The sequence below is a fragment of the Halomonas sp. TD01 genome, assembly GCF_923868895.1.
In the GTDB taxonomy this organism is placed as follows: domain Bacteria; phylum Pseudomonadota; class Gammaproteobacteria; order Pseudomonadales; family Halomonadaceae; genus Vreelandella.
Genome location: NZ_OV350343.1, coordinates 2,944,378 through 2,957,826, shown reverse-complemented (window position 1 = coordinate 2,957,826; position 13,449 = coordinate 2,944,378). Strand labels below are relative to the sequence as shown.

Here is a 13,449-nt window from a genome sequence, read left to right as displayed (position 1 = left end):
CGCGTTACAGCATGCCTTCCGGCGGATGTTCGCAGGGCAGCTTACCGTTAATGTAGCGCTCAATTTCTGGTAGCGAGAACGCATCTTCTTCACCAACAAAACTAATCGAAACGCCTTTGGCACCGGCACGTCCGGTACGTCCAATACGATGAACGTAATCTTCCGGATCTTCAGGCAACGTGTAGTTGATCACGTGGCTGACATCTTCGATATGAATGCCACGCCCTGCGACATCAGTAGCCACCAACACTTGAATTTCTCCCTCACGGAAGCTTTCCAACGTCTTGATGCGCTGATTCTGCGGCACATCGCCTGATAGCATGGCGACACTAACGCCTGCTTTTTTCAGCAAATCATCTAGCTTGCGTACGAGATCGCGACGGTTACCAAACACCATTACTCGCTCGAAGCTTTCCTGCGTTAGCAGATTCACCAGCAGTCGCTGCTTGTCGTCATCAGACACTAGATAAACGCGCTGATCGATATCTGCCTGGTTCTCAACGGTGACTTCAATCTCTACATGGGCAGGATCGAGCGTCCATTGACTCGCCAGACTCAAGATATCGTCAGTGAAGGTTGCCGAGAACAGGAACGTCTGGCGCTCCTCTTTTTTAGGCGTATAGCGAATGATGCGCTTCACATCGGGAATAAAGCCCATGGAAAGCATGCGATCCGCTTCATCCAGCACCAACACTTCGACTTCAGAGAGGTCGATATCGCGCTTCTGGTGGAAATCCAGCAGGCGTCCTGGTGTTGCCACCAAAATATCGATCTTCTTGCCCAGGCTCTCGCGCTGCTTTTGGTAATCCATGCCGCCGACAACACTGGCCACATTGAGCTGCGTGAAGCGAGCAAGCGCTTTAGCATCTTTTTCGATTTGCAGTGCCAGCTCCCGGGTAGGCGCGATAATCAACGCACGGGGTGCGCCTGATTTTTGGCCATCAGGGGTCGGCTCTTCCAGAAAATAAGCCATTACCGAAATCAAAAAGGCAGCAGTTTTTCCGGTACCTGTCTGCGCCTTGCCGACAATATCGCCACCCAGCAACGTATGACGCAGCGCCTCTGACTGAATAGGCGTGCAGTATTCAAACCCTTGGGCATGAATGGCACGCATTAAAGGCAGCGGCAAATCAAAGTCATGGAAGCGCCACTTGCCGGCAACGGCGGGCACCTGAAACTGACGAAGATCCCAGTTCGATTGACGACGACGCGGCTTCCGACGGCGGCGTTTTGGCTTGCGGTTCTGGGCCGATGCTGTGGTCTGTTCCGACTCGCTCATAGGCTGTGTATCTGTCCATTGCTGTGGATGTTAGGCATCACGAAGTGCGCATTGTACCAGGGGTTGGCGATAAGAGCGCGTCCTGCTGTCGAAGGAGTACGCTTGCCTGTTAGAATGAGGCATAAATTAACCCAAGGAGCGCGATATGACGCGTAAGAAAAAAACTCGTTCGCTGGCGGATAAGGTAACTATCCGTACTGGCCGCCGCAAAGATTACAAGAAGTGGCGCCATGATAACCCTGACCAGGTAACCTCTTCACGCCGTTTTGTGGCTAAAAAGCAGCAACAACGTAAGCTTCAAGCAGTGCGTAAACTAGCGCGCCAGCAAGAAGGACAAAATATTGTTATCCATCCTGACAAAGAAGGAGACAACCCGTCTGGAGAGCATTCGTAATGCGTTTGGTCTCGTTTAATATCAATGGCATTCGGGCACGACTGCATCAGCTTCAAGCGCTGATTGACACGCAGCAGCCAGATGTCATTGGCCTGCAGGAAACCAAAGTGCAAGACAGCGAGTTTCCCCTGGCTGACGTTGAAGCTATGGGCTATCACGTTTTTTATTACGGTCAAAAGGGCCATTACGGGGTTGCCCTACTGTGTCGGCAAAAACCTCAAGCGGTTTTTTATGGCTTTCCTGATGATGAGGAAGACGCCCAGCGCCGCATGATTGGCGTGCGGCTACTCGCCGATAATGGTGAATCAGTCACCGTGTGGAATGGCTACTTCCCCCAGGGTGAAAACGTTGAACACCCAACTAAATTCCCTCATAAAGCGCGCTTCTATCAGCAATTGGCAAGCCTGCTTCAAAACCAGCACCGCCCCGACGAACAGCTGGCGATCATGGGGGATTTCAACATATCGCCGGAAGATCAGGATATTGGCATTGGCGAACCAAGCCGCAAACGCTGGTTACGCGAGGGCAAAGCCAGCTTTCAGCCTATCGAGCGAGAATGGCTTGAAGGTATAAAAGCGTGGGGCCTTAGCGACAGCTATCGGCTGTGCCACCCGGATAATAGCGAATGGTTCAGTTGGTTTGACTATCGTTCAAAGGGTTTTGACCGCGAGCCAAAACGCGGCCTGCGCATTGACTATATTCTTGTGTCTAAACCGCTTGCCGAATGCGTCACCGATGCAGGCATTGATTATCAATTGCGTGGTATGGAGCGGCCTTCCGATCACGCTCCCACCTGGAGTGATTTTGCGCTGACGCTTTCACAGGCAGACTAAGCACAAACAAACAAGCTCGCCCCTCTCATCAATCGAGAGGGGTCCGATCAAGGGCTTCTCACCCTTCAAAAATTCGACAACCACTGCTTGGCCTGATCATCGCCAAGATTCACCGCTTTGATAAGCGCTTCCTCGGCCTGATCATCTTGCCCCCAGCGGTAAGCAAGCTGTCCGTATTGCCGCCAGTCTTCAGCTTTTTGAGTGTTCTCAGCAAGCGCCTTCCAAGCATTCAGCGCCTTTTCGATATCCTTGGCCTGCTGCCATGCGCCCGCCAACAACCTTAGCGCTTCTTCATCACGCGTCAAAGCACCTTCTTGGATAGCCGCTTCCAAGTGTTCGCCTGCCCTGGCTGGCGTACCACCGGCCAAATGCAGGCGAATTAACGTCAAGCGATCTTCGGTCGTGGTGAACTTACCCAACTGCCATGCCATCTCCCACACGCCGGCAGCCACGCCAGCCTGGCCTGCTTGTTGGGCAAGCCCGGCCGCCTGACGCCAGGCATCAGGCTCGCTCTGTGCATTCAAACCACCCACTAGCCAACCGAGAGCTTCATCGTTTTGCCCCGCATTGCGCAATACCGCGGTGGTTAGCGTCTGCTGCGTGTCAGTCAAACCGCCTTTTTGCAGTAACGGCGACAGCCAGCCTGCAGCAGCATCCCAGCGCTCCTCTTCCGCCAATAAGCGAACCAGCCGCCATGCTGACTCGTCATAATGAGAATTGCCCTGGGACTGCGTTAGCCACTGCTCATACAGCGCGATGGCCTCAGTGGGCTGGTTACCTGCGCGACGTAGCGACGCCTCATCACGCAGCCAGCGCAGGATTTGGCTGTTAGGCACGCTAGGGCGCTGTCGTGCGCTGGCTAACTCATTAGCAGCCGCAACGTGATCACCTTGACGCACTAACGCACTCGCGGCGAGCTGATGATATAGCGCACTTGCCCACTGGTCGGCACGATTGCCGCTGGCGAGACGCGCTGCCTGAGATCGTGCATGATCAGCAATACGGTTGAGCACATCGCTGTCAGCCTCGCCATTGGGCTGCTCAGCTAATTGGCTTTGAAGCCTGTTAAGATCGCGAACAATGTCACCCGGCAGCGGTTCGTTCGCCTGCGCCACAACGCTTAGCGCGCTCAATACGACGATTCCCACCCAACGCTGCATACTTTTTCCTCGACTGGCGTTCTCGACGAGCCAATTCATACTGGCTATCTCAACTGGCTATCTCAACTGGAACTCAATGCGCTGCGTGGCGCGGCGAAGCTGTTGGCCGGGCTCAAACTGCCAGCGCGCAATCGCTTCGCGGGCAGCGTCTTCAAACACTCGCCTTGGCTGTGCTCGCGTGACGCGAATCGTGCCGTTATCGACGCTGCCATCTCGGCGAATAACAAACTCCACCTCAACAAAGCCCTCCATGCCGCGCCTCTGAGCACGCGGCGGATAAGAAGGGTTCACGCGGCTGGTTGGGGCGACTTGCCCAACACTGACAGGCTCATTCGATGGCGCAGGCTCTGCCACTGGCGAGGCTTCACGCTGCACTGTCGTAGGCGCAGGAGAAGGCGCCGCCGTTTCAGCTGGCTGAGGTGCAGGATCAGGCTGCGGCGCTGGCCTTGGAGACGGCTTCGGCGCGGGCTGCGGGGTTGGTTCGGGAGTAATTTCCGTTAGCTCTGGCAACTCACTCTCCAACTCAACTGGTTCCACTGGCTCATCTGGAAGTTCCACTTCAGGCAGCGCAATCGCACTCTCTGCAACAGGTGCCGGTGCAGGCATAGGCATCGGCGGCGGTGCTGGCGCCGCCTCAGAAGGTGCAGGCGACGGCGCTTCTTGCTCTGGCGCTACCTCTGGTGCGTCTATCATAGTCATCGACATGGTCATTATCGGCGTCTCTGGCGAACGCTCTGGGGGTGTTACTAGTAGCGCCAGCATCCAAAACAAACCAACGGCTAAGGCAATACCACCTAGTATCGAGAGGGCATGACGAATCATGGAGCGCTCCGGCTCGCTGCCACGGCGATCTGATCAACACCCGCCTGCTTGAGGCGATCCATCACTTCAATCAACAGCCCAGTGGTGGACTCCCGATCGGCTTGGATAACAACGGAGCCATCATCACTCAACATACCGGCCACCTGCTGACCAATACGATGCACATCGACTGGCTTACCATCGACCCAAACAGCACCTTCTGGCGTCACCGCAATCAACACCTGTGCATCTGGCCGCGGGCTTGCCGCTGCCGCTTCAGGGCGGTCAATCTCAACACCGCTCTCTTTAATAAAGCTGGTCGTCACGATAAAAAAGATCAGCATGATAAAGACAACATCCAGCATCGGCGTCAGGTTAACTTCATTGCTATCAGCCGTGGTATCTATAGAGCGGCGTCTACGCATCATTCTCCTCCAAGGCACGAGCTAAGCGGTCGTGTAACCGCTGGTCTTCGCGACGAATAACGTGCTCTAAACGACTAATAAACAGCAACCCCACCACCGCAATCGCCATGCCGGTTAGCGTGGGCAATGTGGCACGGGCAACACCGTCGGCCATTGCCCTCGCCTGATGGGTATCACTGAGAGAAAGGCTATCGAACACGGTAATCATACCGGTGACGGTACCCAACAAGCCTAACAGTGGACATAGCGCCACGAGCAGCTTGATCCATGGCAACGGGCGGCGCAGCTTAGCAACCAGCGCCTCTGTCCAGACATTGCGCAGCGTGCGCGCACTCCAGCTACGATGATCACTGCGTGCCGCCCAGCGACGAATCAGTTGGCGCCGGGCACGCCGCCAGCTAAAGCGGTAATACCACCAACGCTCTATTGCCATCCCAAATACCAGCACGGCAACGAATGCCAGCACCATTAAAACGGCACCACCGGCATCAAGCAGCCGCTCAACGGGCTCAAGCCAAAGAGGTAACGTGGGCATATTAGGTCACCGCTTGCGCATTAGCCGTCGACTGCGCTTCGAGGTGGTCAGCCAAGGTAGCGCTTGCTTCGCCTTCAATGGCTTGGGTAATCAAGCGACTCCGGCTTGCCAAGGCCGTCTGGGCAAACAGCAGCGGAACCGCTGTCACAAGCCCCAGCACCGTTGTTACCAGCGCCTGACTGATACCACCGGCCATTAACTGCGGGTCACCGGTGCCAAATACGGTAATCGCTTGGAAGGTGACAATCATACCGGTCACGGTACCCAGCAGGCCTAGCAGCGGTGCAATGGCCGCCAACAGCTTAACGATAGGCTGACCACGTTCGATACGTGGCAACTCAGCTAACACCGCCTCATCTAACCTCGCTTCCAGTGCTTCCGGCGTTTGGTGTTTATCCAACTCCTTGAAGCGCGCCAGCACACGACCCAGTGGGTTATTGGCATTCGGTTGATCCAACGCTTTACGCTGACGATGCACTCGTGCACTGACGACGACTAAATAAAGGTACTGAGCCAGTGCCACCAATAGGCCAAAGCCACCCAGTGCCACTACTACGTAACCAACATAACCGCCCTGCTGGAAACGTTCCCAGAGGCTTGGCCGCTGAGCAAGGGCTTCCAGCACGCTACCCTGGGTAGGATCAATGGCAAACACACGGCTTTCGCCTTGATGATAGGCCGACAGTACAGCGCTAATTTCTGCAGGAGTACGCGGCACTTCGGCCAAGCTATCATCATCCTGGCCTTTTCTGAGCAGCGCTGTTTCGGTAAACGCCGCAAAATCGCCCAAGCGCACGACATTGCGCGGCTCAATCTCGCCACTAGCATCAGCCACCGGCAATTCAAGGCGTTCGGCACGCCCGGTGTTCCGTGTAAGTGTCGCTAAGCTGTCCACAACGGACTCGATCTGTTGACGCTCCAGCACTTCAATCTCATTGAGACGCGGCGGTAGCGCATCAGCATCCAGCGTTAACCAGCTGTCACCGCCAAGTTCGTTGCGTACCTCTTCGCTGTGCCGTGTCAAATCCGCCAGCAACGAGGTGATCGCTTCGCCTTGATCTTCCTGACGCTCGGCCAGCGCTTGAGCCTGCTGTGCTTGTTCCTGCTGCTGCGTGGCTAATGCTGCCTGCTGCTCTTCAGCGTCTTGATGCTCAGCACGTGCTTTTTCTAGCGCAGCCTCTAGCGCTTGCTGATCATTCAGAAATGATTGTAGTCGCGCTTGGTCGCGAGCTTCGGCGGCTTCACGAGCTTCACGTAACGAACCAACACTGTCAGTTTGTGCCAGCGCCACACTGCTGCCCAGAAGGCTTGCCAGTAGTGCTAAACAGATAATGGTTCTGCACGCACCTCGTTGGCGTGTCAACAGACTCATTGCTGGCCCCCTGCGTGGTCGTTAGCAATAATGGAAAGTGGTAAACGCAGCAATTCTGGCGTGCGCTGATCGTCGGCAATACGCAGGCCGTTGCGCACCTGACGGCGAGCACGTTCATCAAGCCCCTGCCATTCACCGCTCGCTTTATCCCACACACCCCCTTCTCGACCATCAGGGGTTAGGTAATAAAAGCCGATTCGGCCAATACGCAAGTATTCCACCTCACGCGGGTTACCTTCTGCCAATTGCAAACGACCACGCCAGCTATCAACCTCGCGGCCGTACGCTAGCTCGGCTCGCCACGCTTCCAACAAATTAGCAATGCGCGCTGCGCTCTCTGATGGCTGCTGTTCATCAGGCTTAACACGCGCCAAACGCTCGGCCTTCAGAAATGGCAGGTCAGACTCGATCCAACTGATCAGCTGTTCCATCATGTCCTGCTCAACCGCAGGCAGCGCGGCGCGGGTGTCGCTCAACGTATCGAGTGCTTGGCCAAGGCGCTGTTGGCGCTCGGCCTCACTGGCCAAGCGACCGCTTAGAGCAGCATTGGACGCTTCCATCTGGCGGGTTTCCTGCTCCAGGCGGCGCAGCTCTTCAAGCGCGGAACGCGTGACGTCATCAGCCTCATCAATTTGCTGCTGAAGTACGGACTGCGCTTGCTGGGCCTCGACACTCTGGGCCGCTTGATCGACTGTCTCATCGCTTGCCATTAGCGTACCGCTGACCAGCACCCCGGCAAGCCAGCCTCCATACAAGGCAAAGAAAGGCCTTTTCAGCACGTTACGTCTCCGTTACTGGTAAAAGCGCATAAAAATGGCGCCCCTACCCTCATTAGGTATGAGAACTATTTGCGTTTGATTGCAGAGGCATAGCCTAACATTAATTCAATAAATGACAATATTTATCATTAGCATTTAATGGTGTGCCGGATGAAGGCGTCATAAGAAAGGCTGTTCATCAATTCACCTACAACATCACCGCAGGCGCCATCACTGCAAATGGCTTTATTGGCACTAATTGACGCCTGCGTATATGCTGATAATATACTTCCATGATCAATTGGGCAGATGTGTCTGGCTTTGACTGGGACGAAGGCAACTCTCGCAAAAACGCGGAGAAGCATAGTGTTAGCCAGTCCGAAGCAGAAGAAACTTACTTTAATGAACCGCTTCTGGTGCTGGAAGACTCCAAACACAGCCAGAAGGAGCCTCGTTTTCACGCCCTTGGCAAAACTGATGATGAAAGACTGCTACATATCACGTTTACACTAAGACATCACCGCACGCTAATCCGAGTGATTTCCGCTCGCGACATGCACCGCAAAGAGAGGGCTCTTTATGAACAAACTAAAAAAGATGCCTGAGTTCAATACTGAGGCAGAAGAGCGAGCATTTTGGGAGACCCACGACTCCGCTGATTACCTGGATTGGAGCCAGGCAACACCGGCCTATTTCCCGAAGTTGAAACCCTCAACCAAGACTATCTCACTTCGCTTGCCCGAAACTCTGCTCGACCGTATCAAAATCGAGGCTAACAAGCGGGATATGCCCTATCAGTCGCTGATCAAAGTATGGCTTGCAGATGACGTAAATGACAGTCGTCGGAGTTGAGGTGTTGACGCGGAGTTTTGCGGTACTGAGTCTACATTCTCTCAACCCGCGCTCATGCCACTTTCCTGTGTCAATTACCTTTTCGAGGCTGGGCGTAGCCGAGTTTGCTGAGGCGGGAAGTGGCGAGCGCCTGCTCGCCACCCTTTCAAGCTAACTTCTTAACTGGGGCTCAAAACGCCCAGTCATCGTCCTCGGTGGCGACGGCTTTGCCGATCACGTAGGAAGAGCCGGAGCCGGAGAAGAAGTCGTGGTTTTCATCCGCACTTGGGGAAAGTGCCGCCATAATGGTTGGATCGACGTCGGTGACACTGCTGGGGAACAACGGCTCGAAGCCCAGATTCATCAGCGCCTTGTTGGCGTTGTAGTGAAGGAATTTCTTCACGTCTTCCGTCAAGCCTACCTCATCATAGAGCGATTCGGTGTAGCGCACTTCGTTGTCGTAAAGCTCTAGCAGCAGCTCATAAGCGTAGTCTTTCACCTCTTGCTGGCGCTCGGGCGTGGCTTCTGCCAGCGCTTGCTGGAACTTGTAGCCAATGTAGTAGCCGTGCACTGCCTCATCACGAATGATTAAACGAATCAGATCCGCCGTGTTGGTCAGTTTGGCGTGGCTCGACCAATACATGGGCAGATAGAACCCTGAATAGAACAGGAAGGATTCCAGGAAGACGCTGGCCACCTTGCGCATCAGCGGGTCGTCAGAGCGATAACGCTCAAGGATCAACTCAGACTTTGCCTGCAGTGTCGGGTTTTCTTCACTCCAGCGAAACGCATCATCCACATCCCGCGTAGTGCATAGCGTCGAGAAAATCGAGCTATAGGAACGCGCATGCACCGATTCCATAAAGGCAATATTGGTGTAAACCGCCTCTTCGTGTGGCGTGCGGGCATCTTCCATTAATACTGGCGCGCCCACGCTGCTCTGAATCGTATCCAGCAGCGTCAGGCCGGTGAACACACGAATCGTCAGCTGCTTTTCCTGCTGTGTCAGGGTATTCCACGATTGAATATCGTTGGAGAGCGGCACTTTTTCCGGCAACCAAAAGTTGCTGGTCAGGCGGTTCCACACTTCCAGGTCTTTATCGTCCTGAAGGCGGTTCCAGTTGATCGCATCGACCCGCGATAAACGTTGCATAGTGGTCATCAGAATTCTCTCACCAACATGATCTAATAAAAGCGATATACGATTACAGCGAGCAGGAAACGCAGCCTTCTACTTCCGTACCTTCAAGCGCGCTCTGGCGTAAACGGATGTAGTAAAGCGTCTTGATGCCCTTACGCCACGCGTAAATTTGCGCTTTGTTGATATCCCGAGTGGTGGCGGTATCAGGGAAGAACAGCGTCAACGACAGCCCCTGATCAACGTGTTTAGACGCTTCCGCATAGGTATCGATAATTTTCTCAGGGCCAATTTCATAGGCATCCTGGAAATAATCGAAGTTCGCCTCATTCAAGAATGGCGCCGGATAGTAAACACGCCCCAGCTTACCCTCTTTACGGATCTCAATTTTCGCTGCCACCGGGTGAATACTGGAAGTGGAGTGATTGATGTATGAGATAGAACCCGTTGGCGGCACCGCTTGCAGGTTACGGTTATACAGCCCGTGCGCCATCACCGAGGTCTTTAGCGCCTGCCACTCTTCCTGGGTAGGTAGTGCAATACCGCTACGCTCAAACAGGTGACGCACTTTATCAGTTTGCGGCAGCCATGCTTGATCGGTGTACTTATCAAAGAACGTGCCCGATGCATAGGTGGAATCTTCAAACCCAGCAAAGGCTTCGCCGTGTTCAATCGCCAACTGGTTAGATGCACGAATCGCATGGAATGCCACGCAATAGAAGTAGAGATTGGTGAAGTCCAAGCCCTCTTCTGAACCATAATAAATGTGTTCGCGCGCCAGGAAACCGTGCAGGTTCATTTGCCCAAGGCCAATGGCTCGAGACTTGGCGTTACCTTCAGCAATGGAGGGCACACTACGCAGGTTGCTCATCTCAGAAACCGCGGTCAAACCACGAATGGCAATCTCAACGCTGGTGCCAATATCGCCTGAGTCCATCACCTTAGCGATATTCATCGAGCCAAGGTTACAGGAGATGTCCTGACCGATCTGACGATAACCAAGATCGTCGTCGTACTCGGTGGGCGTATTCACCTGGAGAATTTCAGAACACAAGTTGCTCATATTGATACGACCGGCAATCGGGTTCGCACGGTTGACCGTATCTTCAAACATGATGTACGGATAGCCCGATTCGAATTGCAGTTCAGCCAGGGTCTGAAAGAACGCACGCGCATTGATCTTGTGCTTACGGATGCGCGCATCAGCAACCATTTCATGGTACTTCTCGGTGACGCTGATATCACCAAACGGCACGCCATAAACCCGCTCAACATCGTAGGGAGAGAACAGGTACATGTCGTCGTTGCGCTTGGCCAGCTCGAAGGTAATATCCGGAATCGTCACGCCCAGCGACAACGTTTTAATGCGGATTTTTTCATCGGCATTTTCGCGCTTGGTATCGAGAAAGCGCAGAATATCTGGGTGGTGAGCATTCAGATAGACCGCACCGGCACCTTGGCGTGCGCCCAGCTGGTTAGCGTACGAGAAGGCATCTTCCAACAGTTTCATAATCGGGATAATGCCCGACGACTGGTTTTCAATACGCTTAATGGGAGCGCCGGATTCACGAATATTCGTCAACAAGAAGGCAACGCCGCCGCCGCGCTTGGAGAGCTGGAGCGCTGAGTTAATCGAGCGACCAATCGACTCCATGTTGTCTTCAATACGCAGCAGGAAGCAGGAAACCAGCTCGCCGCGCTGTTGCTTACCACAGTTAAGGAAAGTCGGCGTGGCCGGCTGAAAACGGCCGCTAATGACTTCATCGACCAGCGACTTGGCCAAGGCTTCATCGCCGCGCGCTAACGTCAACGCCACCATGCAAACACGGTCTTCATAGCGCTCAAGGTAACGCTTACCGTCAAACGTTTTCAGCGTGTAGCTGGTGTAATACTTGAAAGCACCTAAGAAGCTCGGGAAACGAAATTTATAGGCGTATGCCTGCTCGAACAGGGCTTTGATAAAGGCAAAGCTGTACTGAGCAAGCATTTCTGCCTCGTAGTACTGCTCTTCCACCAGGTAATCGAGCTTTTCTTCCAACGAGTGGAAAAACACGGTGTTTTGATTAACGTGCTGCAGGAAATACTGACGGGCGGCTTCGCGATCTTTATCGAGCTGCAATTCACCGTTGGCACCGTATAGATTCAGCATCGCGTTCAGCGCATGGTAATCCAGGGTACGCGCCTCGGATGCCCCCGCAGTAGGCCGTTTTGTTTCTGCCGAGTTTTTTGTAGCAACGTTGTTAGAAGCTACGTTGTTAGAGACTGAGCTTGACGTTTCCAAAACTCTTCTACTCCTTTGCGGACCTTGGCGACATCGTCGTCAGTGCCAAACAGTTCAAAACGATAAAGCAGCGGCACTTGGCACTTTTGGGCAATGATTCGCCCTGCCAACCCATATGCTTCACCAAAATTCGTATTACCAGCGGCAATAACACCCCGTAAGAGATGTCGATTGTGCTCATCGTTTAAAAATCGGATCACCTGCCCCGGCACTGCCCCTTCGGCATAGCCGCCACCATAGGTAGGTGTCACTAATATGTAGGGCTGTTCTATGCGTGGTGTCGGTTCTTCACGGTTTAGTGGCAGCCGCTGAGCGCTTAAGCCAAGCTTTTGTATAAAACGGTGGGTATTGCCTGACTTAGTGGAAAAATAAACTAACGAACCAGCACGCTCAGTCTCCACATCAGCGTTTTGCATAGCGACGTTTTACGCTAGCGCTTGAATGCGGTCAGGACGAAAACCAGACCAATGATCCTCACCTGCAACTACGACCGGTAACTGGCGATAACCCAGCGCTTCCACTTCTTCTTGGGCACCGCTTTCAGCAGTAATATCGATAACGGTATATTCCAGGCCCTGCTTATCCAGCGCTCGGTAGGTAGCGGTACATTGAACACAAGCAGGCTTGCTATAAATTTGGATATCCATGGCTATTTTTCCTTTTCATAGCGGTGTTTTTCGGGTAGAGCACATCTTGTGCTCGCCCTCTCTGGAAGACACAACGCATACTATATATAGACCATGAGAAAATCAATTCAAGCATATGTGGTATTTTTCATCCACAGGTTATTGACAGCTCTTACCCAGGATAGTAGCCAAACGTATCATTCAAAACGAAAAAACCGCCCTCTTGATGAGGGCGGTTTTTAACTAGACGCCAACTAAATTGGCGTCCCTTCTTTCTTTCGCGCGTGGACTTAGGCGATAGCAGCCTGATAACGACGCTCAACATCTTCCCAGTTAATTACGTTGAAGAAGGCTTCTACGTAATCAGGACGCTTGTTTTGGAACTTCAGGTAGTAAGCATGTTCCCAAACATCCAGACCCAATACCGGCGTGTTGCCATGCATTAGCGGGCTGTCTTGGTTCAGCGTGTTTTCAACGACCAGCTTTTTCTCAGGCGTAACGGAGAGCCATGCCCAACCGCTACCGAAACGACCCAGTGCCGCTTTCTTGAAAGCTTCCTTGAATGCGTCAAGGCCACCTAGCTCAGCATCAATGGCTTTTGCCACATCACCCTGGGGCTGGCCGCCGCCATTCGGTGACATCATTTGCCAGAACATAGAGTGGTTGGCATGGCCGCCACCGTGATTAATAACGGCTTGACGCTTCTCTTCAGGTACACGATCAAGATTAGCAACTAGCTCTTCTACCGGTACGTCTTCAAGACCCGTGCCTTCAAGCGCAGCGTTCAGGCTAGTGACGTAAGTGTTATGGTGACGAGAGTGGTGAATCTCCATCGTCATCGCATCAATGTTCGGCTCAAGCGCGTCGTAGGCGTACGGTAATTCTGGAAGTGTATGTGCCATGCTAACTTCTCCTTAAGTGGCTTTTGTTACGTTCACTTAACTAAGTGTGGTCTTACCCCACCTTTTTCAACCATCACGGCCATTTTTATTACCGTGAGCGGCGATTATTTACGA

At 53.5% G+C, this 13,449-nt stretch carries 16 protein-coding genes; 4 read left to right on the top strand and 12 right to left on the bottom strand.

What is annotated here, in order from left to right; all coding sequences use genetic code 11:
* Positions 1-4: 4 nt before the first annotated feature.
* Complete coding sequence (gene rhlB, locus L1X57_RS13255) at positions 5-1,279, bottom strand: ATP-dependent RNA helicase RhlB (protein ID WP_009722075.1); 1,275 nt, start codon at positions 1,277-1,279, stop codon at positions 5-7.
* A gap of 145 nt (positions 1,280-1,424) precedes the next feature.
* On the opposite strand from rhlB, the gene L1X57_RS13250 reads away from it, so the two are divergent.
* Positions 1,425-1,673 (top strand): hypothetical protein, encoded by a 249-nt coding sequence (locus L1X57_RS13250; RefSeq protein ID WP_009722074.1) that lies wholly within the window; start codon positions 1,425-1,427, stop codon positions 1,671-1,673.
* Positions 1,673-2,506 (top strand): exodeoxyribonuclease III, encoded by an 834-nt coding sequence (xthA, locus tag L1X57_RS13245; protein WP_009722073.1) that lies wholly within the window; start codon positions 1,673-1,675, stop codon positions 2,504-2,506. Before L1X57_RS13250 ends, xthA begins: the two co-directional genes overlap by 1 nt.
* Before the next feature lie 65 nt (positions 2,507-2,571).
* Here the strand turns inward: xthA and L1X57_RS13240 are convergent, their stop codons facing one another.
* The 6 genes from L1X57_RS13240 to L1X57_RS13215 are packed head-to-tail and all read right to left on the bottom strand — an operon-like array spanning position 2,572 to position 7,578.
* Positions 2,572-3,666, bottom strand: a complete 1,095-nt coding sequence (locus L1X57_RS13240; protein ID WP_009722072.1) for a hypothetical protein — start codon at positions 3,664-3,666, stop codon at positions 2,572-2,574.
* Positions 3,667-3,723: 57 nt separating this feature from the next.
* Entirely contained in the window at positions 3,724-4,488 is a 765-nt protein-coding gene (locus tag L1X57_RS13235; protein WP_009722071.1) for a TonB family protein, read from the bottom strand.
* Positions 4,485-4,892: an ExbD/TolR family protein gene (locus L1X57_RS13230; protein ID WP_009722070.1), complete on the bottom strand. Its 408-nt coding sequence runs from the start codon at positions 4,890-4,892 to the stop codon at positions 4,485-4,487. The genes L1X57_RS13235 and L1X57_RS13230 overlap by 4 nt, the downstream gene beginning before the upstream one ends.
* Positions 4,885-5,427 (bottom strand): MotA/TolQ/ExbB proton channel family protein, encoded by a 543-nt coding sequence (locus L1X57_RS13225; protein ID WP_009722069.1) that lies wholly within the window; start codon positions 5,425-5,427, stop codon positions 4,885-4,887. The genes L1X57_RS13230 and L1X57_RS13225 overlap by 8 nt, the downstream gene beginning before the upstream one ends.
* Position 5,428: 1 nt before the next feature.
* Entirely contained in the window at positions 5,429-6,799 is a 1,371-nt protein-coding gene (locus L1X57_RS13220; RefSeq protein ID WP_009722068.1) for a MotA/TolQ/ExbB proton channel family protein, read from the bottom strand.
* Complete coding sequence (locus L1X57_RS13215; RefSeq protein ID WP_009722067.1) at positions 6,796-7,578, bottom strand: DUF3450 domain-containing protein; 783 nt, start codon at positions 7,576-7,578, stop codon at positions 6,796-6,798. Before L1X57_RS13215 ends, L1X57_RS13220 begins: the two co-directional genes overlap by 4 nt.
* Positions 7,579-7,850: 272 nt before the next feature.
* On the opposite strand from L1X57_RS13215, the gene L1X57_RS13210 reads away from it, so the two are divergent.
* Together L1X57_RS13210 and L1X57_RS13205 are read left to right on the top strand one after the other, a co-directional pair.
* Entirely contained in the window at positions 7,851-8,162 is a 312-nt protein-coding gene (locus L1X57_RS13210) for a BrnT family toxin (RefSeq protein WP_009722066.1), read from the top strand.
* Positions 8,137-8,409, top strand: a complete 273-nt coding sequence (locus tag L1X57_RS13205) for a BrnA antitoxin family protein (RefSeq protein ID WP_009722065.1) — start codon at positions 8,137-8,139, stop codon at positions 8,407-8,409. Before L1X57_RS13210 ends, L1X57_RS13205 begins: the two co-directional genes overlap by 26 nt.
* A 169-nt stretch (positions 8,410-8,578) precedes the next feature.
* Here L1X57_RS13205 and nrdF read toward each other — a convergent pair whose 3' ends face one another.
* The 5 genes from nrdF to L1X57_RS13180 all read right to left on the bottom strand — a co-directional run bounded on the left by nrdF (position 8,579) and on the right by L1X57_RS13180 (position 13,335).
* Positions 8,579-9,550, bottom strand: coding sequence for a class 1b ribonucleoside-diphosphate reductase subunit beta (gene nrdF / locus L1X57_RS13200; RefSeq protein WP_009722064.1), 972 nt, complete (start codon positions 9,548-9,550; stop codon positions 8,579-8,581).
* A gap of 43 nt (positions 9,551-9,593) precedes the next feature.
* A complete protein-coding gene (gene nrdE / locus L1X57_RS13195; protein WP_083817042.1) occupies positions 9,594-11,807 on the bottom strand; it encodes a class 1b ribonucleoside-diphosphate reductase subunit alpha in 2,214 nt (737 codons plus the stop codon).
* On the bottom strand, positions 11,774-12,223 hold the full coding sequence (gene nrdI, locus L1X57_RS13190) for a class Ib ribonucleoside-diphosphate reductase assembly flavoprotein NrdI (protein ID WP_009722062.1): 450 nt from the start codon (positions 12,221-12,223) through the stop codon (positions 11,774-11,776). Before nrdI ends, nrdE begins: the two co-directional genes overlap by 34 nt.
* Before the next feature lie 9 nt (positions 12,224-12,232).
* On the bottom strand, positions 12,233-12,454 hold the full coding sequence (nrdH, locus tag L1X57_RS13185; RefSeq protein ID WP_009722061.1) for a glutaredoxin-like protein NrdH: 222 nt from the start codon (positions 12,452-12,454) through the stop codon (positions 12,233-12,235).
* A 269-nt stretch (positions 12,455-12,723) separates the two neighbouring features.
* The gene (locus L1X57_RS13180; RefSeq protein ID WP_009722060.1) at positions 12,724-13,335 is read right to left on the bottom strand and encodes a superoxide dismutase; all 612 of its coding nucleotides are present in this window, start codon (positions 13,333-13,335) and stop codon (positions 12,724-12,726) included.
* Positions 13,336-13,449 lie beyond the last annotated feature (114 nt).

Coding starts and splice junctions, on each gene's coding strand:
- xthA (WP_009722073.1), top strand. CDS start 1,673: ATGCGTTTGGTCTCGTTTAATATCAATGGCATTCGGGCACGACTGCAT.
- rhlB (WP_009722075.1), bottom strand. CDS start 1,279: ATGAGCGAGTCGGAACAGACCACAGCATCGGCCCAGAACCGCAAGCCA.
- L1X57_RS13180 (WP_009722060.1), bottom strand. CDS start 13,335: ATGGCACATACACTTCCAGAATTACCGTACGCCTACGACGCGCTTGAG.
- L1X57_RS13225 (WP_009722069.1), bottom strand. CDS start 5,427: ATGCCCACGTTACCTCTTTGGCTTGAGCCCGTTGAGCGGCTGCTTGAT.
- L1X57_RS13205 (WP_009722065.1), top strand. CDS start 8,137: ATGAACAAACTAAAAAAGATGCCTGAGTTCAATACTGAGGCAGAAGAG.
- L1X57_RS13220 (WP_009722068.1), bottom strand. CDS start 6,799: ATGAGTCTGTTGACACGCCAACGAGGTGCGTGCAGAACCATTATCTGT.
- L1X57_RS13230 (WP_009722070.1), bottom strand. CDS start 4,892: ATGCGTAGACGCCGCTCTATAGATACCACGGCTGATAGCAATGAAGTT.
- nrdH (WP_009722061.1), bottom strand. CDS start 12,454: ATGGATATCCAAATTTATAGCAAGCCTGCTTGTGTTCAATGTACCGCT.
- L1X57_RS13250 (WP_009722074.1), top strand. CDS start 1,425: ATGACGCGTAAGAAAAAAACTCGTTCGCTGGCGGATAAGGTAACTATC.
- L1X57_RS13240 (WP_009722072.1), bottom strand. CDS start 3,666: ATGCAGCGTTGGGTGGGAATCGTCGTATTGAGCGCGCTAAGCGTTGTG.
- nrdI (WP_009722062.1), bottom strand. CDS start 12,223: ATGCAAAACGCTGATGTGGAGACTGAGCGTGCTGGTTCGTTAGTTTAT.
- L1X57_RS13210 (WP_009722066.1), top strand. CDS start 7,851: ATGATCAATTGGGCAGATGTGTCTGGCTTTGACTGGGACGAAGGCAAC.
- L1X57_RS13235 (WP_009722071.1), bottom strand. CDS start 4,488: ATGATTCGTCATGCCCTCTCGATACTAGGTGGTATTGCCTTAGCCGTT.
- nrdF (WP_009722064.1), bottom strand. CDS start 9,550: ATGACCACTATGCAACGTTTATCGCGGGTCGATGCGATCAACTGGAAC.